The organism is Actinacidiphila acidipaludis, from assembly GCF_019890725.1.
In the GTDB taxonomy this organism is placed as follows: Bacteria; Actinomycetota; Actinomycetes; order Streptomycetales; family Streptomycetaceae; genus Actinacidiphila; species Actinacidiphila acidipaludis.
Genome location: NZ_JAINZZ010000016.1, coordinates 78,043 through 101,146 on the forward strand (window position 1 = coordinate 78,043; position 23,104 = coordinate 101,146).

At 75.1% G+C, this 23,104-nt stretch carries 21 protein-coding genes; 14 read left to right on the forward strand and 7 right to left on the reverse strand.

The features are described from left to right. Positions 1-75 precede the first annotated feature (75 nt). The 4 genes from K7862_RS15580 to K7862_RS15595 all read left to right on the forward strand — a co-directional run bounded on the left by K7862_RS15580 (position 76) and on the right by K7862_RS15595 (position 4,630). A complete protein-coding gene (locus tag K7862_RS15580; RefSeq protein ID WP_222963184.1) occupies positions 76-942 on the forward strand; it encodes a lysozyme in 867 nt (288 codons plus the stop codon). Positions 943-1,052: 110 nt separating this feature from the next. Then, positions 1,053-1,196 (forward strand): hypothetical protein, encoded by a 144-nt coding sequence (locus K7862_RS15585; RefSeq protein ID WP_222963185.1) that lies wholly within the window; start codon positions 1,053-1,055, stop codon positions 1,194-1,196. Between the two features lie 147 nt (positions 1,197-1,343). Then, positions 1,344-3,701 carry an FUSC family protein gene (locus K7862_RS15590; RefSeq protein ID WP_222963186.1) on the forward strand — a complete coding sequence of 786 codons (2,358 nt, stop codon included), beginning with the start codon at positions 1,344-1,346 and terminating at the stop codon, positions 3,699-3,701. Positions 3,702-4,210: 509 nt separating this feature from the next. Continuing rightward, positions 4,211-4,630 (forward strand): cupredoxin domain-containing protein, encoded by a 420-nt coding sequence (locus tag K7862_RS15595; protein ID WP_222963187.1) that lies wholly within the window; start codon positions 4,211-4,213, stop codon positions 4,628-4,630. Here K7862_RS15595 and K7862_RS15600 read toward each other — a convergent pair. After that, complete coding sequence (locus tag K7862_RS15600; RefSeq protein ID WP_308012006.1) at positions 4,617-5,582, reverse strand: UbiA family prenyltransferase; 966 nt, start codon at positions 5,580-5,582, stop codon at positions 4,617-4,619. The two genes, K7862_RS15595 and K7862_RS15600, sit on opposite strands and share 14 nt — an antisense overlap. 102 nt (positions 5,583-5,684) lie before the next feature. Between K7862_RS15600 and K7862_RS15605 the strand changes: the two genes are divergently transcribed. Genes K7862_RS15605 through K7862_RS15620 form a run of 4 tightly spaced genes read left to right on the forward strand, consistent with a single transcriptional unit; the run spans position 5,685 to position 10,126 of the window. Further along, positions 5,685-6,752, forward strand: a complete 1,068-nt coding sequence (locus K7862_RS15605; protein ID WP_222963188.1) for a type III polyketide synthase — start codon at positions 5,685-5,687, stop codon at positions 6,750-6,752. Positions 6,753-6,758: 6 nt separating this feature from the next. Continuing rightward, positions 6,759-7,301, forward strand: coding sequence for an isoprenylcysteine carboxyl methyltransferase family protein (locus tag K7862_RS15610; RefSeq protein WP_222963189.1), 543 nt, complete (start codon positions 6,759-6,761; stop codon positions 7,299-7,301). Beyond that, positions 7,298-8,320, forward strand: a complete 1,023-nt coding sequence (locus K7862_RS15615) for an NAD(P)/FAD-dependent oxidoreductase (RefSeq protein WP_222963190.1) — start codon at positions 7,298-7,300, stop codon at positions 8,318-8,320. Before K7862_RS15610 ends, K7862_RS15615 begins: the two co-directional genes overlap by 4 nt. 39 nt (positions 8,321-8,359) lie before the next feature. Then, positions 8,360-10,126, forward strand: coding sequence for a hypothetical protein (locus K7862_RS15620; protein ID WP_222963191.1), 1,767 nt, complete (start codon positions 8,360-8,362; stop codon positions 10,124-10,126). Between the two features lie 62 nt (positions 10,127-10,188). On the opposite strand, the gene K7862_RS15625 is transcribed toward K7862_RS15620, so the two are convergent. The 4 genes from K7862_RS15625 to K7862_RS15640 all read right to left on the reverse strand — a co-directional run bounded on the left by K7862_RS15625 (position 10,189) and on the right by K7862_RS15640 (position 12,746). Beyond that, positions 10,189-10,920: a methyltransferase domain-containing protein gene (locus K7862_RS15625; protein WP_222963192.1), complete on the reverse strand. Its 732-nt coding sequence runs from the start codon at positions 10,918-10,920 to the stop codon at positions 10,189-10,191. A gap of 104 nt (positions 10,921-11,024) precedes the next feature. Beyond that, the gene (locus K7862_RS15630; protein ID WP_222963193.1) at positions 11,025-11,672 is read right to left on the reverse strand and encodes a dihydrofolate reductase family protein; all 648 of its coding nucleotides are present in this window, start codon (positions 11,670-11,672) and stop codon (positions 11,025-11,027) included. Positions 11,673-11,783: 111 nt separating this feature from the next. After that, positions 11,784-12,098, reverse strand: coding sequence for a nuclear transport factor 2 family protein (locus K7862_RS15635; RefSeq protein ID WP_222963194.1), 315 nt, complete (start codon positions 12,096-12,098; stop codon positions 11,784-11,786). 153 nt (positions 12,099-12,251) lie between these two features. Then, on the reverse strand, positions 12,252-12,746 hold the full coding sequence (locus tag K7862_RS15640; protein WP_222963195.1) for a MarR family winged helix-turn-helix transcriptional regulator: 495 nt from the start codon (positions 12,744-12,746) through the stop codon (positions 12,252-12,254). Between the two features lie 188 nt (positions 12,747-12,934). Here K7862_RS15640 and K7862_RS15645 point away from each other — a divergent pair, with 188 nt between their 5' ends. From K7862_RS15645 to K7862_RS15660, 4 genes are all read left to right on the forward strand, one after another. After that, positions 12,935-14,311, forward strand: a complete 1,377-nt coding sequence (locus K7862_RS15645) for an MFS transporter (protein WP_222963235.1) — start codon at positions 12,935-12,937, stop codon at positions 14,309-14,311. Positions 14,312-14,359: 48 nt separating this feature from the next. After that, a complete protein-coding gene (locus tag K7862_RS15650) occupies positions 14,360-18,046 on the forward strand; it encodes a hydantoinase B/oxoprolinase family protein (RefSeq protein ID WP_222963196.1) in 3,687 nt (1,228 codons plus the stop codon). A 75-nt stretch (positions 18,047-18,121) separates the two neighbouring features. Beyond that, a complete protein-coding gene (locus K7862_RS15655; RefSeq protein ID WP_222963197.1) occupies positions 18,122-18,547 on the forward strand; it encodes an SLAC1 family transporter in 426 nt (141 codons plus the stop codon). A 112-nt stretch (positions 18,548-18,659) separates the two neighbouring features. Then, entirely contained in the window at positions 18,660-19,091 is a 432-nt protein-coding gene (locus K7862_RS15660; RefSeq protein WP_222963198.1) for an SH3 domain-containing protein, read from the forward strand. Between the two features lie 69 nt (positions 19,092-19,160). Here K7862_RS15660 and K7862_RS15665 read toward each other — a convergent pair whose 3' ends face one another. Next, positions 19,161-19,691 carry a carbohydrate ABC transporter permease gene (locus tag K7862_RS15665; protein WP_262413198.1) on the reverse strand — a complete coding sequence of 177 codons (531 nt, stop codon included), beginning with the start codon at positions 19,689-19,691 and terminating at the stop codon, positions 19,161-19,163. Between the two features lie 479 nt (positions 19,692-20,170). Here K7862_RS15665 and K7862_RS15670 point away from each other — a divergent pair, with 479 nt between their 5' ends. Continuing rightward, the gene (locus K7862_RS15670) at positions 20,171-21,205 is read left to right on the forward strand and encodes a LacI family DNA-binding transcriptional regulator (protein ID WP_222963199.1); all 1,035 of its coding nucleotides are present in this window, start codon (positions 20,171-20,173) and stop codon (positions 21,203-21,205) included. Positions 21,206-21,270: 65 nt separating this feature from the next. On the opposite strand, the gene K7862_RS38240 is transcribed toward K7862_RS15670, so the two are convergent. Continuing rightward, on the reverse strand, positions 21,271-22,146 hold the full coding sequence (locus K7862_RS38240) for a MurR/RpiR family transcriptional regulator (RefSeq protein ID WP_222963200.1): 876 nt from the start codon (positions 22,144-22,146) through the stop codon (positions 21,271-21,273). Between the two features lie 157 nt (positions 22,147-22,303). Here K7862_RS38240 and K7862_RS15680 point away from each other — a divergent pair, with 157 nt between their 5' ends. After that, entirely contained in the window at positions 22,304-22,939 is a 636-nt protein-coding gene (locus K7862_RS15680; protein WP_222963201.1) for a helix-turn-helix domain-containing protein, read from the forward strand. Positions 22,940-23,104 lie beyond the last annotated feature (165 nt).

Here is a 23,104-nt window from a genome sequence, read left to right on the forward strand (position 1 = left end):
CGGGAAAGTTTCCTCCACTCTGGGCGTGCACGCCTGCACCCCCCACCCGCACCTTGCTTCCCTCCCGGAGGACTCATGTGGAATTGGCATGCACCTGTCAAAGCTGAACGGCGTGGCCGACGTGGCCGGCGCGGTCTGATCGCCGCGGCGGCCCTCGCCTGCGCCGCTCTCGGCGCCACCGCCGTCCCGGCCGCGGCCGCCGCGCCCAGCGTGCCGAAGAACCACATCACCCACCCCGAACTGGACTGGGCCGGCTCGCAGATCGCCAAGCACCAGAGCGGCTCGTCGAGCCACGTGGCCGTCACGCCCATGGTCGCCGGCACGCCCGGACTGGACGTCAGCGGCTACCAGGGCAACGTCAACTGGTCGTCCGTCGCGGCCAACGGCGGCAGGTTCGCGTACGTCAAGGCGACCGAGAGCACCACGTACACCAACCCCTACTTCACCCAGCAGTACAACGGCTCCTACAACGCCGGACTGATCCGCGGCGCCTACCACTTCGCCACGCCGGACACCTCCTCCGGCGCCACCCAGGCCGACTACTTCGTGGCGCACGGCGGCGGCTGGTCCAAGGACGGCAAGACGCTGCCGGGCATGCTGGACATGGAGTGGAACCCCTACGGCGCCACCTGCTACGGGCTGTCCGCCTCCGGGATGGTCAACTGGATCCTGTCCTTCAGCAACGAGTACCACGCCAAGACCGGCCGCTGGGTGGTCATCTACACCGCCACGAGCTGGTGGAGCCAGTGCACCGGCAACACCGGAGACTTCTCGTCGACCAACCCGCTGATGCTCGCCAACTACAACGGCAGCCCCGGCACCATGCCGTACAACTGGCCCTACCAGACCATCTGGCAGTACTCCGACAGCGGCGTCTTCCCCGGCGACCAGGACGCGTTCAACGGCGACTTCAGCCGCGTGCAGGCGCTCGCCAACGGCTGAGCCCCCGCGTCCCCGACCCGCACCCAGGGTCACCCCCGGCGGGTGCCCGGCGGTCCCGCACACCGCCGCGCACCCGCCGTCCGGCCGTTCAGCGAACCAGGAGGCACGCCGTGCGCGACCCTGGACACGCCCCGGGCCCTCCGGCGAACAGCACCCCGCCGGCCCTCCCCGGCCCGCGGAACGGTGCGCTGGACGCGACCGGCTTCTCCGCCGCCCCGGGCCGGGTCAACGCCCTGCGGAACCGGCTGTTCTGACGGCGGCACCCGTTTCCGCCCGGACGACCGCCCCTGTCCCGTGATCGTCTCCTGCGGGTCCACGCGCCGCGGGCACGGCATACTGCGGGGCAGGGGTGACCGGCGCCGCCGGGATGTTCGCTCCACCGACGGGAGGAGCGTCCACCCATGGCCACAGCCGTGCCCGCGCAGGCGCACGCCGCGCACCCGCCGCACGGGCCCATAGCCCGGCTCCGGGCCCGCGACCCGTGGCTGGCGGCCACCCGCAGGGCCGGCCGCGCGGCGGTCGTCATGCCGGCGATGTTCGCGCTGTGCAGCAAGGTCATCAAGTCGCCGGAGATGGCGACCTACGCGGCCTTCGGCGCGTTCTCCATGCTGCTGCTCGTGGAGTTCACCGGCCCGATGTCCCAGCGGGTGCGCGCCCAGGTGGCGTTCACCGTCGCCTGGATGGCGCTGCTGTCGCTGGGCACGCTGGTGTCCTCGGTGACCTGGCTGGGCGTGGTCACCATGGTGGTCGTCGGTTTCGTGGTGATCTTCTGCGGCATCGTCAGTTCGGTGCTGGCCGGGGCGACGACCGCGCTGCTGCTCGGGTTCATCCTGCCCGTGTCGCTGTCCGCCCCCGTCTCGGCGCTGCCCGCCCGGCTCGGCGGCGCCGGACTGGCCGCCGGCGCCTCGCTGATCGCCATCGTCGTCCTGTGGCCGCGGCCCGCGGGCGACCCGCTGAGCGCTCCCGCGGCACGCGTGTGCCGGGCGGTCGCCGATCGGCTGCGCACCGACGCGGCCTTCCTCCAGGACCCCGGCGGTGACGGCCGGGCCGCGTGCCGGGCCGCCGCGACCCGCGCGGACGAGGCCGCCGCCGCGCTCCGCGGCGCGTTCGACGCCACCCCGTACCGGCCCACCGGACTGTCCACCGGCGCCCGCGCGCTCGTCCGCCTGGTCGACGAACTCACCTGGCTCACCGCCATCGTGGCGCACGGCGGACCGCCGTCCGGCTCCCTGGCGCCGGAGCCCGTCGCCGCTCCGTGCGCCGTCCGGCGGGCCGCCGCCGACGCCCTGGACCGCTCGGCCGAACTGCTCGCCGCACCCCGCTCCGACCCCGGGGCGCTCCGAGCGGCGATGGACGCGCTGGTCCGGGCCGTCGACGTGATGGAGAAGGACGCCACCAGCCGCCTCCCCGTCCACCCGCCGGGAGCCCCCGGCGAACCGGCCGGGGACGAGGGCGAGTTCCTCACCTCGCTCGACGTGTCCTTCCGCGCCCAGGAACTGAGCTACGCCGTCGCGCAGATCGCCGGGAACGTCGACCTGTTCGCGGCCGCGGAGAGCCGCAGCTGGCTGGAGCGGCTGCTCGGCCGCGAACCCGGCGGCCTGACCGGCCCGCTGGCCTCCGCCCGCGAGCGGGCCGCGGCCCACCTCGACCGGCACTCGGTGTGGCTCCACAACAGCGTGCGCGGCGCGGTCGGCCTCGGCCTGGCGGTCCTCGCCGCCGACCTCACCAGCGTCCAGCACTCCTTCTGGGTGGTGCTCGGCGCGCTGTCGGTGCTGCGCTCCAGCGCCCTCAACACCGGGCAGAACGCGCTGCGGGGCCTCGGCGGCACGCTCGTCGGCTCGGTCATCGGCGGCGGTCTGCTGGTGCTGATGGGCCACAACGACACGGTGCTGTGGTTCCTGCTGCCGCTCGCGGTGCTGTGCGCGGGCATCGCGCCCGCGGCGATCTCGTTCGCGGCGGGCCAGGCGGCGTTCACCGTGACCCTGGTGATCCTGTTCAACATCGGCCAGAGCCCCGGCTGGAAGGTGGGGCTGCTGCGGATCGAGGACATCGCGATCGGCTGCGTGGTGAGCGTGGTGGTCGGGGTGTTCTTCTGGCCGCGCGGCGCCGGGGCCGCGGTCGGCAGGGCGCTGGCCGAGGCGTACTCCGACAGCGCCGACTACCTGGCCGGCGCGGTGGAGTACGCGGTCGGCTGCTGCACGGCGGGCCCCGAGCCGGCCGCCGTCCCGCTGAGCGAGGGCCGCCAGGCGGCCGCGTCCGCCCGCCGCCTCGACGACGCCTTCCGCAACTACCTGGCCGAACGCGGCGCCAAGCACGTTCCGCTGGCCGAGATGACGACGCTCGTCACCGGAGTGGTCGGCCTGCGGTTGGCGGCCGACGCCGTGCTCGGCATGTGGCGCCGGGCCGGCGACGCGCACACCGAACGGGAACGGGCCGCGGCCCGCGCCGAACTGCTGGCCGGCGCCGGCCACGTCTCGCGCTGGTACCACGCGCTCGCCGGCGGACTCGACGGCGTCCGGCCGGTGCCCGAGCCGCTGCGGCACGACCGCGAGGCCGACGCCCGGCTGGTCGAGGCCGTGCGGCGCGACCTGCGCGACGCCCAGGGCCAGGCCACCGCGACCGCGGTGCGGATCATCTGGACCGGCGACCATCTGGACGCCGCCCGCCGTCTCCAGGCCACCCTGGTCCCGGCCGCCCGCGCCGCCGCGGCCGCGGGCCACCCCGGCACCGCCCCCGAACCCGCCCCGGCCACGCCCTGAGCTGACCCTCGGCGAAGCGGTCGGGCTGCCTCTCGCAGGGGCGCGGGCCCGGTGCCGTCGAGGCCCGGGCCCGACCGCCCGTGGGGCTCGGGGTCCGGCTCCTGCACGGCCTGAGCGCCTGGTCCGCAGGGGCCGAGCCCGTCCAGGGGCGACCCGGGGATCACCCCCAGGGGGGCTGAGGCCCACCGCGACCTGAGCCCGTTCCCTCCGGGCCCGAGCCCGGTCGGCCGCGACCCGAGCGCGTCGTTCGTGGGGCGTGGGCCCGGTGTCGTGGGCGACCCGGGGCGCGTCTCGTGGGCGTGGGCCCGTCCGATCGGGACCCGAGTCCGTCCCCGCGGGTGTGGGCCTTGTCCCGCGTGGACCCGGGTGAGTCTCGGCGGCGAGGGCGCGCCGCGCCCATTGGCGTGAAGCCGGGGCCGTCAGCGGCGGTGCGTGCCGGTGCCGGGGCAGGGGGCGCCGGACGATGGGGCCGTCGGCATGGGCCCGGACGTGGAGACGGGGTGCGGCGGATGACAACCGGCAAGCGGGCGGCCGGGCGCCGGGGGACGCGCGTGGCGGCCGTCGTGAGCGCCGTCGGCCTGCTGCTGGCGCTGACGGGCTGTTCGAGATCGTCCGGTGGTGGATCGAGCAGCACCACCGGCGCCACACCGTCCGGCTCCGCACCGGCGTCCAACGCGCCCGGGCGGCTGACGATCCAGAATTTCGCGTTCCACCCCGCCGCGCTGACCGTGAAGCCCGGCGCACCGGTGACCGTCGTCAACGCCGACAGCACCGCGCACACCGTGACGGCGACCGGATCCAAGCCGTTCGACACCGGCACCATCGCCCCCGGGCACACCGTGGTCTTCACCGCGCCCAGGACGGCCGGGAGTTACCCCTACATCTGCACCATCCACCCCTTCATGAAGGGGACGCTCACGGTCTCCTGACCAGGGAGCCGCCGTGCAGGACCAGCAGCGCGACCGCGGTCGCCGCCGTCACCAGCGTGGCGAGGAACGGCAGACGGCTCGACGAGCCCGCGCCCGCCGGCACGGCCGTGACGACCGCCAGCGCACCCGTCACGGCCAGCGCCGCCCAGCCCGCGACGCCGGCCGGGCCCGGCGGCCCGAACACCAGCACCGCGCAGGCCGCGAAGAGCGGCACCGGCGCCAGTGCCCGCGACCGGCGGCGGCCCAGGCGCTGGGGCAGCCCCCGCACCCCGGCGGCCAGATCGGCGTCGATGTCCGGCAGCACATTGGTGACGTGCGCGCCGACGCCCAGCAGCGCACCGGCCGCCACGGACCACCCGGGCGGCCAGGGCCGCCCGGGCAGGCCCAGCGTGACGAAGGCCGGGAGCAGTCCGAAGCCGACGGCGTAGGGGAGCCAGGACAGCACCGTGCGCTTGACGCCCAGGTTGTAGCCCCAGGCAGCCGCGACACCGGCCAGATGCGCGGCCCCGGCGGACACGCCGTTCGCCACGGACAGCGGCACGCACAGCGCGAGCGCGCCCACCGCGGCCGCCGCGACCGTCCCGGCGCCGACCGCCCCCGACACCAGCGGCTTGTCCTGCCGCCCGGCGGCCCTGTCCCGGCGCGCGTCCACCCGGTCGTTGCTCCACCCCACCGACAACTGCCCGGTGAACACCGCGCAGGCGACGAGCAGACAGCCGCCCGGGCTCCGCCCCGAGGCGGCGGCCAGCGCGGTGATCAGCGCGGTCACGGCGACGACCGGCTCGGGGTGGCACGCGCGCACCAGCCCGGCGACCAGCCCGGGCAGCCCGGCCGCGGCCGCGGCACCGGGCGGTTGCGCCCGGCGGGCGTCCCCGGTGTGCCCGGGCTCCAGGCCGTCCCCGGTGTCCAGGCCGTCCCCGGCGTCCGCGGCTTCCGTTCCGGCGCTCGGCACGGATCGATCGTAGGCCGCCGCCGGATCCGCGACCGGCCGCCACGACGGGCGGCGGAACCGGATGACCCGGGTATCCGTCGCAACTCTTCATATACTGCGCGAATGACGCGAATTGCCGGTGTGCACGGAGTGCTGCCACCGCACCGGTACGAGCAGCACGAGATCGCGGACGCCCTCGCGACGATGGGGACGGAGTCCGCGGGCGAGCGCGGCGTCCGCAACCGGCTCTCCGGCACCGCGGGGGTCAGGACCCGCGGACTCGCCCTGCCCCTGGAGCGCTACGCCGCCCTGAGCGGCTTCGGTGAGGCCAACGACAGCTTCATCACCACCGCCCTGGAACTGGGCGAACAGGCGGTGCGCGGCGCCCTGGACGAGGCGGGCCTGCGCCCGGGCGACGTCGACCTGGTGGTCTCCACCTCGGTCACCGGCATCGCCGCCCCCTCCATCGAGGCGCGGCTCGCGGGCCGGCTGGGCCTGCGGCCGGACGTCGTCCGGGTGCCGATCTTCGGGCTCGGCTGCGTGGCCGGGGCGGCGGGCATCGCGCGCCTGCACGACTATCTCGCCGGCCGGCCCGACGGCGTCGCGCTGCTGCTGTCGGTCGAACTGTGCTCGCTGACGCTGCAGCGGCACGACGCCTCGGCCGCCAACCTGGTGGCCGGTTCGCTGTTCGGCGACGGCGCGGCCGCACTCGTGGCCGTCGGACCCCGGCACCCGGCGGCCGGCGCACAGGACCTGGCACCGGCGGTCGTCGCCACCCGCAGCCACCTCTACCCCGGCACCGAGCACCTGCTCGGCTGGGACATCGGCGACGGCGGCTTCCGTATCGTCCTCGGCGCCGACCTGCCCGACCTGGTACGGCGCCACCTCGGCCCCGAGGTCCGGGCGTTCCTGGCCGACCACGACCTGAAGCCGCAGGACGTCGCCGCCTGGATCTGCCACCCCGGCGGCCCCAAGGTGCTGGACGCGGTCCGCGAGTCGCTCGACCTCCCGGCCCGCGCGCTGGAGCTGACGTGGCGTTCGCTCGCCGAGGTCGGCAACCTCTCGTCCGCGTCCGTGCTGCACATCCTGCGCGACACCCTCGACCTGGCCCCGCCGCTGCCCGGATCCACCGGGCTGCTGCTCGCGATGGGTCCGGGCTTCTGCACCGAACTCGTCCTGCTCCGCTGGTAGGCCCGTATGACCGCGTACACCGTCCTCGTCCTGCTGGTCGCCGCCGAACGGCTGGCCGAACTCGCCGTCGCCCGGCGCAACGCCGCGTGGAGCGCGCGCCGCGGCGGCGTGGAGTACGGGCGCGGCCACTACCCGGTGATGGTCGTCCTGCACACCGGTCTGCTGGCCGGCTGCCTCGCCGAGGCGTACGCCTCGGGGCGGCCGTTCGCGCCGGCGCTGGGCTGGACCATGGCCGTCCTGGTGCTCGCCGCCCAGGCCCTGCGCTGGTGGTGCATCACCACCCTCGGACCGCGCTGGAACACCCGGGTGATCGTCGTGCCCGGGCTGCCGCTGGTCACCGCCGGGCCGTACCGGCTGATGCGCCACCCCAACTACGTCGCGGTCGTCGTCGAGGGCGCCGCCCTGCCGCTCGTGCACGGCGCGTGGATCACCGCGATCGGCTTCGCGGCCGTCAACCTGCCGCTGCTCGCGGTACGGCTGCGCTGCGAGAACGCGGCGCTGGACACGAGCGCCGCACCCCGGGCCGCGGCGGCGGCCGTCGCGCCGTGATCGACCTGCTGGTGGCCGGCGGCGGGCCCGCCGGACTCGCCACCGCGATCCACGCCGCACGGTCCGGGCTCGACGTGGTCGTCGCCGAGCCGCGCCGCGGTCCGGTCGACAAGGCGTGCGGAGAGGGCGTGATGCCTGGCGGCGTCCGGGCGCTGGCCACCCTCGGGATCACCGTCGAGGGCCGTCCCTTCCGCGGCATCCGCTATCTCGACGGACAGATGGAGGCCGAGGCGCACTTCCGGGACGGCACCGGGCTGGGCCTGCGGCGCACCGCCCTGCACGAGGCGCTGGCCCGCCGGGCCGCCGAACTCGGCGTGCCCGTCCTGCCGTTGCGGGTCGACGGCCGCACCCTGCGGCAGGACCGGGGCAGCGTCACCGCCGCGGGCATCACCGCCCGCTACCTCGCCGCGGCCGACGGCCTGCACTCGCCGATCCGGCGCAGCCTGGGCCTCGACCTGCCACCCGGCACCGGCGGCCGGCGCTACGGGCTGCGCCGCCACTTCGCCGTCGCGCCGTGGTCGGACTGCGTCGAGGTGCACTGGTCCGCGAACGCCGAGGCGTACGTGACACCGGTCGGCCCCGGGCTGGTCGGGGTCGCCGTGCTCACCGCGGACCGGGCGCCCTACGAGGCCCAGCTCGCCCGGTTCCCGCGCCTGGCCGCCCGGCTGCCGGCCGCCGCGGCGACCGCGACGCGCGGTGCGGGACCGCTGCGCCAGCGGGTGCGCACCCCGGTGTCCGGCCGCACCCTGCTGGTCGGTGACGCCGCCGGCTACATCGACGCGCTCACCGGCGAGGGTATCTCGACCGCGCTGGCCGCGGCGGCCCATCTCGTGCGGTGTGTCCGGGACGACCGTCCCGAGGACTACGGCGAGGCCTGGCGCCGGGCGTCCCGCCGCCACCGCGCCCTGACCGGCGCGCTGTTGTGGGCTCGCGGCCGGCCGGGGCTGGCGCCGCGCATCGTGCCGGCCGCCGCGCGCTTCCCCGCCCTGTTCACCGCAGCCGTCAACCAACTCGCCTGAACCGGAGCGGAAGCCGACGATGACGCAACGAGGCCGACGATGACCGATCGGCTGTCCGCCCCGGCGCGCCCGGTCCGGCGCCGTGGTGCCGTCCTCGCACTCGCGGCGCCCTGGCCGGTGGCGGCGGTGTGCGCCGTCTTCGTCGCGGCCCAACTGGCCCTGACCGTACGGGGGTCGGGGCTCGGCTGGGACGAGACCGTCTACACCAGCCAGGTCAGCGGGCACGTCCCGGCCGCGTTCTTCAGCGCGCCCCGGGCCCGGGGCGTCACCTTCCTCGCCGCGCCGGTCGCCGCGCTGACCGCGTCCACCGCGGTGCTGCGGCTCTGGATGGCCCTGCTCTCCGGTGCCGGGCTGTTCGCGGCCTTCTGGCCCTGGCGCCGGCTGCTGCCGCCGCGCGTCCTGGCGCTCGCCGCCGGCCTCTTCGCCGGTCTGTGGATCACCCTCTTCTACGGCCCGCAGGTCATGCCCAACCTCTGGAGCGCGTACGGCGCCCTCGGCGCCACGGGGTGCCTGATGGGGTTCGCCACGCGGGGGCGGGCGCCGGGGCCGGGACGCGTCGCGGGGGAGCGGCGGTGGCCTGGAGGTGGTGTGCGGGGTTCCGGTCCGGAGACGGAGTACGGGGACGCCGAGTCCGGACGGGAAGCGCCGGGGCCGGCGGCCGGGGAGCCGGGGCTCGGTGGCCCGGCGCGGGGTGCCGCCGCGGAGGCCGCGGGGCCCGGGTTCCTGCCGGGGGTGCCGGGCGCCGTACCGGGGACGGGGCATCCGGGGCGGGTGGCGGCGGGGCTCGGGTTCGGGGGGCTGGGTCGCGCAGCGGGGTTCGCGCTCGCCGGGCTGGCCGCGGGAGTCGCGGTGGCGGGGCTGATGCGGCCGCCCGACGCGGTGTGGCTGGCGGCGGGGCTCGGGTGCGCGGCCGCCGTCCTGGCGCGCGGGTGGCGGGTCCCGGTGTTCGCCGCGCTGGCCGCGGGGCTGGTGCTGGGCTGCGCGGAGTGGGTGGTGGAGGCGTACGCGAGCTACGGCGGGCTGTCCGAGCGGCTGCACCGGGCGAGCGCGATCCAGGGCGGCCTCGGCTGGCACGTCGCGTTCGGTGACCAGCTGCGGGCGCTGGACGGCCGCACCCTGTGCCGGCCGTGCGACGTGCCGTGGCGGCACCGGGTCACGGCGGCCTGGTGGCTGCTGCTGCCGTTCGCCGCCGCGGCGGGCGCGGCAGTGGCGCCCCGCGGCCGCCGGGCGGCCGTCGTGGTGCCCGCCGTCACCGCGGTGTTCGTGGCGGCGCCCTATCTGCTGACCGTCGGGTACGCGGCGCCGCGCTTCCTGCTGCCCGCGTACGCGTTGCTCGCGCTGCCGGTAGCGGAGTGCCTGCGGTGGCTGGTCATGGCACCGGGCGGACGGTGGCGTCCGCTGCCGACCGCGCTGGTGGCGCTGGCGCTGTGCGGTCATCTGGCCGTCCAGCTCGGTGTCCTGCACGGGGTGACCCGCAACAACCGCGTGCTGAGCGGGAAGTACGCGGCGGTGGCGGCGCGGCTGCACTCGCACGGCGTGCGGCCGCCGTGCGTGCTCTCCGGTGACAACGCCGTGCCCATCGCCTACTACAGCGGATGCGCCTCGCGGCAGACCGGCGGTCCGGACCGCAGCGTCGACGCCGCCGGCCTCGCCGCCCTGGCCCGGCGCGAGGCCGCCGCCTACCTGCTGGCGGCCGGCAGCCGAACCCCCGCCTTCGCCGTGGCCTGGCCATGCGTCCCGCTGCCCCTGTCGCCCGAGCCGGGCGGCGAACGTGCCTGCGTGGCACCGCGGCCCGCGCCGAGGTGACCCCGGCCGGCGCCGCCCGGCGTCCGGAGCGCCGCGCGTGCCGGACGGCCGGCGGCGGGTGACTACCGCCGGGCGACGGTGACGATCTCCCGGCTGGTGTCCCTCAGGGGGCCGTGGTGCCAGTCGCCGTAGCGGGCCTCGACGGTCAGGCCGGCCTCGGCGAGGAAGGTGTCGAGCTGCCCGGTCTCCAGGAAGCGCAGCCGGGTGTGTTCGACGCGCAGCACCGAGCCGTCGGCCGCGGCCGTCGTGCCGTGGAAGGCGACGACGCCGTCCCGCACCGAGTCGACCTCGTGCCACACCCTCACGGGCCGGCCCGCGCCGTCGAGGGCGTCGGACGCGTGGGACGGATTCCAGTCCTCCCAGGCGCGGGCCTGCGGGTGGCGGGTCTCGAAGACGAACCTGCCGCCGTCCCGCGGCACGTCCCGGACGGCCGCCAGCGACGCCCGCAACTCGTCGTCGTCCACGAGGAACTGGAAGGCGTGGCCCGTCATCGTCGCCAGTGCGAAGTCCCCGCCGGCGGCGGCCGCCCCGGCCGCCCTTGCCTCGATCCACGTGATGTCGGCGCGCCGCCGGGCGCGGTCCAGGGCGGCGGTGTCCGGGTCCAGCCCGACCAGCCGTCCGCGGTGGCCGTCGGCGCGGGCCCGGTGCAGCATCGCGCCGGTGCCGCAGCCGACGTCCAGCACGCTGTCCGCGGCCATGACGCGTTCGTGGCAGAAGCGGTCGCCCGGATTCGCCTCCGGGTCCCAGGGGTTGAAGGTGTCGTACAGGGCGGCGGCGTCGGCGTCCGAGAGCATCGGGCCAGTGTCGGTGGTGCCCGCCGCGTGCTCAACGCGATTTCCGGCAGCGGAGGGAGACCCGGGGAGCGGTGCGGCGGACGGGATCCTTGGTCCGGTCCGGCTCAGGGCCGGGTGAACGTGAGGTGGGTGACGCCGCTCGGCGTCGTCACCGACTCGACCGTCGGGAAGCGGCTCTCGAGCTCCTCCAGGCCGTCCCACAGCCGCTCGCCGCGGCCGAGCACGATGGGCACGAGGACGACGTGCAGATGGTCGACCAGGTCCGCGGCCAGGAACTGGCGGACCGTCTCCGGGCCGCCGCCGATCCGCACGTCGAGGCCGCCGGCCGCCTCCCGGGCCTGGCGCAGCGCCTCCTGCGGCGTCGCGTCGATGAAGTGGAAGGTGGTGCCGCCCTCCATCTCCAGGGACGGGCGCGGGTGGTGGGTGAGCACGAACACCGGGGTGTGGAACGGCGGGTTGTCGCCCCACCAGCCCTTCCACTCCTCGTCCTGCCACGGGCCGCGCTGGGGGCCGAACTTGTTGCGGCCCATGATCTCCGCGCCGATGCCCGGCTCCCACCGGCGGGCGAACGCGTCGTCGGCGCCCGCCTCGCCCCCGGACTTGCCCTGCATCTCGCGGAACGCCCCCGTCCCGAAGAACCAGCCGTGCAGCCGCTGGCCCGCGTGCCCGAACGGCGCCTCCAGGGTCTGGCCCTCACCGGTGCCGTAACCGTCCAGGGAGACGGCGAAGTTGTGGACTCGCACTCGGGACACGACCGGAACCTCCTCGTCCGCCGGTACGGGCGCCGGCGCCGCCATCCTGTGCCGCCAAGCTACCCGGAGGGCCCGACAACAGCGGCGACGCCGCTCCGCCGGTCCGGACGGTCAGGCCTGGCCGGTCTCGAACCGGCTCACCTTGCCGTCGCGGACGGTGAAGGTCCACCTGGTGTGCATGGCACCCCAGGTGGAGTTGGTGTAGGTGACCTCCAGGGTGTGGCCGTCGGGGCTCACGCGGTCGACCTCCATGCGGCCGGCCGCGGAGAAGATCTCCTTCTCGGTCCACGCGGCCAGGTCGCGCTCGGAACCGTCGTCCGACATCGTGGCGTCGTCGGTCAGCGTGGCGAAGAAGGCGTCCTTGTCACCGGCGTTGACGGCGGCGACGAAGGCGGCGACGGCGGGGTCGTTGAGCTGGACGGACATGAGTGCGTGCCTCCACGTCGGGGCGGTGCGTGCGGGCGGGCCGGCCGTGCCGTCAGTATCCGGTGCCCGCGCCGGAGCCCGCCACCCGGCGGATCCGGGCGGGCTCCGGGCGCGCCGCCCCGCCGGGCCGCCGGGAAGAGCTCGCGGGCGGCGTCAGCCGCCCGTCCGGGGCCAGGGACGGCCCTCCTTGCGCTCGATGGCCTCGTTGAACCGGGCGAGGTAGCCGCCGAACGCCGTCACGTCCTGCTCGGTCCAGTCGTCGAGCAGGTCCGCGAGCCCGGTGACGACCCACGCCCGGTAGGCGTGCATCCGGCGTTCACCCTCCGGGGTGATCCGCAGCTTGCGGGCCATGCCGCCGTCCGGGTCGGCGATGCGCTCGGCGAGGCCGCCGCGGAGCATGGCGGCCGTCTGCCGGTTGACGGTCGAGGTGTCCAGGCCGAAGGCGTCCGCGAGTTGCCCGATGGACAGCGGGCCGTCGATCTCGATCCGGCTGAGCAGGATGTACGCGGAGCGGTCGAGACGGGCCTCGGGCCCGGGTGCCGCGCCGTGCGGGCTCCGCAGCGCGCTGTGCCGTCCCACCAGCATCAGTTCCTGCTCCAGCCCGGCGATCTCCGGCCGTGCCGCCTGGTGTTCGTGCGTGTCGCTCATCAGCCACCACCGTACCGCCGGCCCTGGTGATGTGTATCCTGCACATCATATGTATGGCCCATATTTCTTCGCGGGCCGTCAACCGAACCCACGCCTGACTGGAGCACCTTGTGACCACTGCGGCAGCCCCGGCGCACAGCGGGGCCGTGGTCGGCGTGCTGGCCGGCGCCGGCATCACCGTCTCCCTGATGCAGACGCTCGTCATCCCGCTGATCCCGGACCTCCCCCACCTGCTGCACACCGACGCCGCCAACGCCTCCTGGGTCATCACGGCGACCCTGCTCGCCGCGGCCGTGGCCACCCCGGTCGCCGGGCGCCTCGGCGACCTCTACGGCAAGCGCCATGTGCTGGTCGCCAGCACGCTGCTGCTGGTCGTGGGCTCGCTGGTGTGCGCACTGACCAGCTCGCTCGCGCCGATGGTGATCGGCCGCACGCTGCAGGGCGTCGGGGCCGGGGTGATCCCGCTCGGCATCAGCATCATGCGCGACGTGCTGCCCCCGCAGAAGCTCGGCTCGGCGGTGGCGCTGATGAGTTCCTCGCTCGGCGTCGGCGGTGCCTTCGGCCTGCCGCTGGCCGCGGTCATCGCCCAGCACGCCGACTGGCACGTGCTGTTCTGGTGCTCGGCCGGCGTCGGCGCGCTCGTCACCGTGCTGCTGCTCCTCTTCGTCCCCGCCCCGGCGCCCACCGCGACCGGGCGGTTCGACTCCGTCGGCGCCGTCGGTCTCGGCGCGGGTCTGGTCTGCCTGCTGCTGCCGATCTCCAAGGGCGGCGACTGGGGCTGGGCGGACTCCCGCACGCTGCTGCTCTTCGCCGCCGCCGCGGTGGTGCTCGCCGTCTGGGGACGGTGGGAGCTGCGCATCGCCTCGCCGCTGGTGGACCTGCGGACCACCGCGCGCCGGCAGGTGCTCATGACCAACCTGGCCTCCGTCGTCATCGGGTTCTCGATGTACGCCATGTCGCTGATCGCTCCGCAGCTGCTGGAGCTGCCGAAGGCCACCGGCTACGGTCTGGGCCAGTCCATGACCCAGACCGGTCTGCTGCTGGTGCCCTCCGGCCTGGCGATGATGGCGGTGTCGCCGCTCGGCGCCCGGCTGTCGGCCGCCCGCGGACCGAGGACCTCGCTGTTCGCCGGCGCCCTGGTGATCAGCGCCGGCTACGCTCTGGCGCTCGCGCTGATGGGCAGCACCTGGGGCGTCCTGGCCTTCGCCGCCGTCATCAGCGCCGGGATCGGCCTCGCCTACGCCGCCATGCCCGCGCTCATCATGGGCGCCGTCCCGGTGGCCGACACGGCCGCGGCCAACGGGCTGAACACCCTGATGCGCTCCATCGGCACCTCCACGTCGAGCGCGGTGACCGGGGTGGTGCTGGCCCACATGACGACCCGGATGGGCCCGGTCGCCATCCCCACCCAGAACGCCTTCCGCACCGGCTTCGTCATCGCCGGCGGCGGCGCCCTGCTGGCCGCGCTGACCACCCTGGCCATCCCGGGCCGCCGGGCGCACACCCCGGCGGCGGTGCCCGCCGAGCCCACCGGCGACGCGGCACAGCCCAGCACCAGCCGGTGACGGATGTGAGGGTTTGCCCCGGTCCCGGGGCGGCCGGATACTGAGCCCATGACGGGCCGGCGGTGGCAGTTCTGGGTCGATCGCGGCGGCACCTTCACCGACGTGGTCGCCCGCCGGCCCGACGGGCGCCTGGTGACGCACAAGCTGCTCTCCGACAACCCCGCCCGCTACCGCGACGCCGCGGTGGCGGGCATCCGGCAGCTGCTCGGCCTGAGCGAGGACGAGCCGGTGCCCGCCGATCGTGTCGAGGCCGTGCGCATGGGCACCACCGTGGCCACCAACGCGCTGCTGGAACGCACGGGCGAACCCGTCGCCCTGCTCGTCACCCGCGGCTTCCGTGACGCCCTGCGCATCGGCTACCAGAACCGGCCGCGGATCTTCGACCGCGAGATCGTGCTGCCCGAGCAGCTCTACGAGCGGGTGATCGAGGTCGACGAGCGGACGGCGGCCGACGGGACGGTGCTGCGGGCGCCCGATCTGCACCGCCTGGAGGCCGAGCTGCGGGCCGCGTACGACGACGGTCTGCGCGCGCTCGCGGTGGTGCTGCTGCACAGCCATCTGCACCCCGCGCACGAGCGGGCCGCCGGCGAACTGGCCGAACGCCTCGGGTTCACCCAGGTGTCGCTGTCCAGCGAGGTCAGCCCGCTGATGAAGGTCGTGCCGCGGGGCGACACCGCCGTCGTCGACGCGTACCTCTCGCCGGTGCTGCGCCGCTATGTGCGCCAGGTCGCCGACCAGGTGCGCGGCGTCCGGCTGATGTTCATGCAGTCCAACGGCGGCCTGGCCGAGGCCGGACACTTCCGTGGCAAGGACGCCGTGCTGTCCGGGCCGGCCGGCGGCATCGTCGGCATGGCCCGCGTCTCGCGGGCGGCAGGCTTCGAGCGGGTGATCGGCTTCGACATGGGCGGCACGTCCACCGACGTCTCGCACTACGCCGGGGCCTACGAGCGGGTCTTCGACACCCAGGTCGCCGGGGTGCGGCTGCGGGCGCCGATGCTGGAGATCCACACGGTCGCCGCCGGCGGCGGCTCGGTCCTGCACTTCGACGGCAGCCGTTACCGGGTCGGACCCGGCTCCGCCGGCGCCGATCCGGGCCCCGCCTGCTACGGCGCCGGCGGCCCGCTCACCGTCACCGACGCGAACGTGATGCTCGGCCGCATCCAACCCTCCCGGTTCCCCGCGGTGTTCGGCCCGGACGGGGACCGGCCGCTGGACGCCGGGACGGTACGCGAGCAGTTCGCCCGGCTCGCGGAGCGCATCCGCGAGGCCACCGGGGACGAGCGGTCGCCCGAGGAGGTCGCCGAGGGCTTCCTGCGGATCGCCGTGGTCGGCATCGCGAACGCCGTCAAGCGCATCTCCGTGCAGAAGGGCCACGACATCACCCGGTACGCGCTGACCACCTTCGGCGGCGCCGGCGGCCAGCACGCGTGCGCGGTCGCCGACTCGCTGGGCGTCCGTACCGTCCTGGTGCCGCCGATGGCCGGGGTGCTGTCCGCCCTGGGCATGGGGCTCGCCGACACCACCGCGATGCGGGAGCAGTCCGTGGAGGCCGTGCTGGAGCCGGCGGCGATGCCGCGGATCCGCGAGGTCGCCGGGCAGGTGGAGTCCGCGGCGCGCGCCGAACTGCTGGACGAGGGTGTGCCGCCCGGGACCGTCCGCTGCACCACCAGCGCCCACCTGCGGTACGAGGGCACGGACACCACGGTCTCCGTCGCGCTGGACGGGGCCGAGGCGATGAGGGACGCCTTCGCGTCGGCGCACCGGGCCCGCTACTCGTTCGTGATGGACCGCCCGATCGTCGTCGAGGCGCTGTCGGCCGAGGCGGTCGGCGTCACCGAGCAGCCCGAACTCACGGAAGCCGGGGGGGAGTTCGCCGACGCCGGGGCCGGCGGTACCGGCGGCCCCGGCGTGCGGGCTGCCGGGTCCGGAGGCGCCGCGCAGGTGTCCCCGGACGGGACGGGCACGATGTTCACCGGCGGCCGCCGGCGTCAGGTGCCGCTGTGGCGGCGCGAGGCGCTGCGGCCCGGCACCTCCGTGACCGGTCCCGCCGTCATCACCGAGGCCAACGCGACCACCGTGGTCGACCCCGGCTGGCAGGCCGGCGCGGAACCCGGCGGGCATCTGCTGATGCGGCGGGTGGCGGCGCCGGAGGACAGCGCGGTCGGCACCGAGGCCGACCCGGTGATGCTGGAGATCTTCAACAACCTCTTCATGTCGATCGCCGAACAGATGGGCGCCCGGCTGGAGTCGACCGCCCAGTCCGTCAACATCAAGGAGCGGCTGGACTTCTCCTGCGCCCTCTTCGACCCCGAAGGGAACCTCGTCGCCAACGCCCCGCACATCCCGGTCCATCTGGGGTCGATGGGCACGGCGGTGAAGGAGGTGATCCGCCGGCGGGCGGGGACGATGGCGCCCGGCGACAGCTACGCGGTCAACGACCCCTACCACGGCGGCACCCATCTGCCCGACATCACCGTCATCACCCCGGTGTTCGGATCGCCAGGACCCGGCGGCACCGGAGGCGGCGACCCGGACCCGGCGATCCTGTTCTTCGTCGCCTCCCGCGGCCACCACGCGGAGATCGGCGGCCTCAGCCCCGGCTCGATGCCGGCCGCCAGCCGCCGCATCGAGGAGGAGGGCGTGCTCTTCGACAACTGGCCGCTGGTCGAACACGGCCGGTTCCGCGAGGAGGAGACCCGGCGGCTGCTCACCTCCGGTCCCCACCCCTCCCGGAACCCGGAGACCAACCTCGCCGACCTGCGGGCCCAGATCGCCGCCAACCGCAAGGGCGTCGACGAAGTCGGCCGGATGATCGGGCACTTCGGCCTCGACGTGGTCCAGGCGTACATGCGGCACGTGCAGGACAACGCCGAGGAGGCCGTGCGCCGGGTGATCGACGCGCTCCACGACGGCGCGTACCGCTACGAGACGGACTCCGGCGCGACGATCGCGGTCGCCGTCACCGTGGACCGCGCGCGCCGCAGCGCCACCCTCGACTTCACCGGCAGCTCCCCGCAGCTCGGCACCAACTACAACGCCCCCGCCTCGGTGACGACGGCCGCCGTGCTGTACGTCTTCCGGACGCTGGTGGACGACGACATCCCGCTCAACGACGGCAGCCTGCGGCCGCTGCGCATCGTGGTGCCCGAGGGCTCGATGCTCAACCCGCGCCCGCCGGCCGCCGTCGTCGCGGGCAACGTCGAGACCTCGCAGGCGGTGGTCGGCGCGCTGTACGGGGCGATGGGCGTGCAGGCGGAGGGCTCCGGGACGATGAACAACGTGTCGTTCGGCAACGATCGCCACCAGTACTACGAGACGGTGGCGTCCGGCTCGGGGGCCGGACCGGACTTCGACGGGGCCCCGGTGGTGCAGACCCACATGACGAACTCCCGGCTGACCGACCCCGAGGTCCTGGAGTGGCGGCACCCGGTGCGCGTCGAGGAGTTCGCGGTGCGGCACGGCAGCGGCGGTGCGGGCCGCCGGCGCGGCGGCGACGGCGCGGTGCGCCGCATCCGCTTCCTGGAGCCGATGACGGTCAGCACGCTCGCCGGTCACCGGCGGGTGCCGCCGTACGGCATGGCCGGCGGTTCCCCGGGCGCGCTCGGCTCGGCGCGGGTGGAGCGCGCGGACGGCACGGTGCGGCCGCTCCGGGCCAGCGACAGCGCCGACCTCGGCGCCGGGGACGTCCTGGTGGTCGAGACGCCGGGCGGCGGCGGATACGGCACCCCCGGCTGACGCCGGTCAGGACTCGATGCCCTCCCAGCCGCGGCGCGGCGGCGGACCGGGCAGCTCGCGGGGGTCGCGGCTGCGGTGCACGAGGCCGGGGACCAGTGGATCGCGGCGGGCGCGCTGGCCATCTCTGCGCTCGCCGGTTCCAAGCTGACGGCCTCCCCGGTCTTCTCCGGCGGCGGCCACACGACGCTGCGGACGCTGACCCTGGTCCTGCTGTGCCTGGACTTCGCCGGGTACGCGGTCCTGGCCGTCTGTGAGATCGCCCGCCCCCGCCCGCACTACGACATCCGCCGCTGGTCGACCGTCTTCCCCCTCGGCATGACCGCCGTCGCGGCCCTGTCCACCGCCACCGCCGCCCAACTCGCGGGACTGCACACCCCCGGATCGGCGCTGCTGCGGGTGGCCGCGTCCGTCTGGCTCCTCACCCTGTCCGGCCTGCTGAGGGCGCTGCTGCGGGCGGGGGAGCGGCGGTCCTCCGGGCCGGTGGGCGGCGTGGGCCGATAGGGGGAGGCCGCCGGAGCGGCTGGGCCGGCGCCGGTCGCGGGACGCGCAAGATCGCGGAGAACACCCGCGTCCGCCCTCGGAGACGGGGAGGACCTGAGACGAAAAGGTTGCCATGACCGGGCTCGCATCGAGGAAGACCACCATCGCCGCACTCGTCACCGGAACGCTGGCCGTCGGTCTGCTGACGCCGGCCACCGCCGGCGCCCTGGCGCCCGGGCACGACAACGGAAACACGGCCACCAGGGCGACGACGGTCACGACGGCCCCGGCGGCCGCCGCGCCCGCCACCGCCCCGACCACCGCCAAGGCGGCCTCGTACGTCAACGGCAAGGTGGTCTCCGCGGTGGCGCTGCGCATCCGCAGTCGCGCCGCCACGAACGCGGCCGACCTCGGCAGCCTCGCCCCCAACACCGTCGTGAAGCTCTCCTGCAAGGTGCACGGGCAGAACGTCGGCGGGAACGACGTCTGGTACGACCTGTACAGCCGTTCCGGCTGGGTCGCCGCCCGCTACGTGCGCAATGTCGGCGTCGTGCCCTTCTGCTGACGCGCGGCCGGGCTCGGTCGGCCCCCGTGTCCGGACCGGGCACCGGCCCGGTCACGGGGGCCGCCGCGGCTACTTCAGGCCCGAGGTCTTGATGGACTCCACGATCTGCCGCTGGAAGGTGAAGAACAGCAGCAGCATCGGGAGCGCGGCGACCGTCGCCGCGGCCAGGATGTAGTTCCAGTTCGACGTGTACTGGCTCTGGAACGCCGCGATGCCCAGGTGCGCCACGGTCAGATCCGGGTTGTTGGTGGCGACCAGCGGCCACACGAAGGCGTTCCAGTTGGCCAGGAAGAAGAACACCGCCAGCGCCGAGAGGATCGGCCGGGACAGCGGCAGCACCACATGCCAGTACACCCGCCAGTAGCCGCAGCCGTCGACGATCGCCGCCTCCTCCAGCTCACGCGGCAGGCCCAGGTAGAACCGCCGCAGCAGGAAGATCCCGAAGGCGTTGAAGATCGCCGGGACGATCAGTCCCGCGTAGCTGTCCAGCAGGTGCAGCTGACGGGCCGCCAGGAACAGCGGGATGAGCGCGACCGGCGCCGTGACCAGCAGCGTGGCGAAGATCGCGCCGAACAGCACGTCCCGCCCCGGAAAGCGCATGGCGGATCGTGCCCGGCCCCGCGATGTCGGCGAGGACGGCCGTCTCGCCGGGGGCGATCTCGATGCTGGGGGAGATCTTCCAGCCGCGGCCGCGCTGCCCGGCCGCCACCGCACCGGTCCCCTCGGTGGCCGTCCCGCCCTGGCCCTTGGCGCCGGTAGGGTTCTCCGCACTGACGGAACGGCTCACCCCACCGGTCCTGCGGGCCAGGCCGTCCAAGCCGGAATAGATCACGATGCACCTTCCGCAGTGAAATCGATTTCATGCCAGGGTGCCCGGAGTTCGGCTACGTACAACCGGGGAAATGGGCTGGATGGCGCCCCAGGAAGAAGGACCTGGATCTCAGTCGTCTTGAAATCCATTTCACGCGAAATTAGGGTTCAGGTACGGGGCTGTCAAGGGTTGGGACGAGACCGCCGGTGGGAGCGGACCGCGGCGCGGGCGCTCGGCGGGCGGATGCCGGAAAGGGGCGGGACGGCCGATGGCGAGCACGATCCAGGACGTGGCCAAGGCGGCCGGGGTGTCGGCCGCCACCGTGTCGCGCGTCTTCAACGGCGGGCGCGTGACCGCCGAGCGGGCCGAGCGGGTGCGCCGGGCCGCGGCCGAACTCGGCTTCGCGCCCAACCGGGTGGCCCGCTCTCTGCGCACCCAGCGCGCCAGCGTGATCGGCCTGCTCATCCCCGACATCGAGAACCCGTTCTTCACCGCCATGGCCCGCGGCGTCGAGGACGCGGCCCAGCAGACCAACCTGTCGGTGGTGCTCTGCAACACCGACGAGGACGTGGACAAGGAGCGCCGCTACCTCGAGGTGGCCCTCGCCGAGCAGATGGCGGGCGTCATCGTGGCCGCCGCGTCCCGGGAGCGCACCGACCTGTCGCTGCTGGAGGCGCGCGGCATGCCCGTGGTGGCCGTCGACCGCCGGCCGCGCGGCAGCAACGTGGACGTGGTGCTGGTCGACAACGCCCACGGCAGCGAGGACGCCACCGCCCATATGCTCGCCCGCGGCTACCGGCGGATCGCCTGCATCACCGGACCGCAGGGCGCCTCGACCTCCGAGGAGCGGCTGGCCGGTTACCGCACCGCGATCGGGGACTTCCTGCGTGCACACCCGGACCGGGCCGGGGAGTACCCGGTCGACCCGGTCACCGAGTGGACGCGCTTCGCGGACTTCAAGGTCGAGGGGGGCCACAAGGCGATGGCCGACCTGCTCGCGCGTCCGGAGCGGCCCGACGCGGTCTTCGTCGCCAACAACCTGATGGCGGTGGGTGCCCTGCGGGCCCTGCGCGAAGCCGGACTGAACGCACCGGAGTTCGGGATCCTCTCGTTCGGCGAGGTGCCCTGGGCGCCGATGGTCAGCCCGAGCCTGACCACGGTCCAGCTGCCCTCCTACGACCTCGGCTGGACGGCCGCCTCACTGCTGCAGGACCGGATGTCCGGCAAGGACCGGCCGCTGCAGACGGTCGTGCTGCGCACCGCGCTGCAGGTGCGGGACTCCACGTCGGGTCCCGGGGCCTGAGCCGCCTCCCGCCACCCTTGCCGGCCGGCGCCGGCTCCGTACGGTCACCCGCTTCCCCGCCCGGGTCAGTCCTCGGCGTAGACGCCCAGCCGTCGCACGGCCTCCTCGCGGCGGGCCAGACGCCGGCCCGCGGCCTTGGAGCGGGCCGCGGTGAGGGTGGCGAGCGCGTGCGCGACGGCGGCCACCGCCGTGGGCGAGTCGGAGAACGAGGCGCTGGCGGTGGCGGCGGTCAGGCAGATCCCGGCGTGCGCGGCCAGCGGGCCGGCCGGGTCGTCGGTGACCGCGACCACCGTCGCGCCGGTGTCGGCGAACGCGGCGGCCAGCCGCAGGGTCGAGGCGTCGTAGCGGCGCAGGGCGAACGCGACGAGGACGTCCTGCGGTCCGGCGTCGGTGAGCGCCTCGATCTCCCGCCCGGCGGGGCCGCCGGTCAGAGCCACCTGCCCGAGGACCGCGGACAGATCGGTGGCCAGTAGATGGGCGAAGGCATGGCTGCGGCACGCGCCGGTGACCCAGCGGCGCCGGGCGCCGAGCAGGGCGTCCACGGCCAGGCTCAGCGCGCCGTTGTCGTCGAGCTCGCTGAGCGTGGTGGCCACGTTGTCCGACTCCAGCAGCGTCATGCGGGGCAGCAGTCCGGCGCGCGCGGCCGGACCGAGCCGCATCTCGAACCGGGCTGCGGGCGTGCGCAGTTCACCGTTGAGCTTGTCGGTCACCCGGGCCTGCAGCTCGGCCAGGTCGCGGAACCCGGCCGTGGTCAGCAGGCGGTGCAGATCGCGCCGGGTCGCGCCGCTGCGTTCCAGCAGGACCTCGTGGCGCTGCAGGACGGCGTGCGGGTAGCCCGCCGACAGGACCTCGTACAGGGCCTGTTCGCCCGCGCCGAGCTCTCGGGCGGCGTCGGACAGCATCGCGAGCGGGTCGGACCAGGTCGATGCGTGCGGGCACACGGTCAGTCCTCCAGCGGGTGACGGCCGGGGTCTTCGGCGATGTCCAACGATGTCCTCTCTATGTCCGCCTTACCCTCCCATAGCGGTGTTCACCGTGATAAGCAGTGGGCCAATCGCGTAGAGGCGGAGCCGATGAGGCGTCAGGGGGTCGTGAAACATGGGGGATCGGCTGGGGACGAGGGAACTCCCGGGGCAGGGGCGCCGCCCGAGGCGGGACAGTGACGCGGCGGCCGCGCGGCTCGGCGCCCGCCTGCGGACGTCCCGCCGGCGACTCGGGCTGACCCAGGAAGCGGTCAGCGACCGGACGGGCCTGTCGAAGAGCTTCCTCAGCCAGTTGGAGGCGGGGCTGGCGAACCCGACCCTCGACTCGCTGCACCGAATCGCCGAGGCCGTCGAGACCCCGCTGTCGGTGCTGCTCGGCGGTCCGGGCGCGCCCGGCGGCCGGCCGCAGCCGGCGCTCGCGCTCAGCACCACGTACCGGCCCGCGCGGGACGGCCGCGAGTGGGCCGACGGCGAGGGCCGCACCTACCCGCTGACCGCGCCCGGCGCCCGCCGGTTCGAGACGGTGCTGGCCGAGGGCACGCCCGCCCACCACGCCTTCGTCACCGGACATCCCGGCGAGGAACTGTGCCACGTCCTGGTCGGGCGGCTGCTCGCGGAGGTCGACGGCGAGCCCTTCGATCTGGTCCAGGGCGCCTCGCTGCACTACGACAGCGCGCTCCCGCACCGGCTCACCGCGCTGGCTCCCGGCACACGCTTCCTGCTGCAGGTGGCGGGCCCGCCGGTCGCCTGACCCGATCCGCCGCGGGCAGGCGCCCCGCCGGCCGTGGCGGGAGCATGTCATGGGTGCCCACGGTAGTCAGCCGGTCGCGGTCGGACGATGGACGCGCTGTCGACACCTCGCGCCGCCCGGTGGACGTTTCGTCCTGTGCCCGGCGGCGCCCGGCGGCACCCGCCG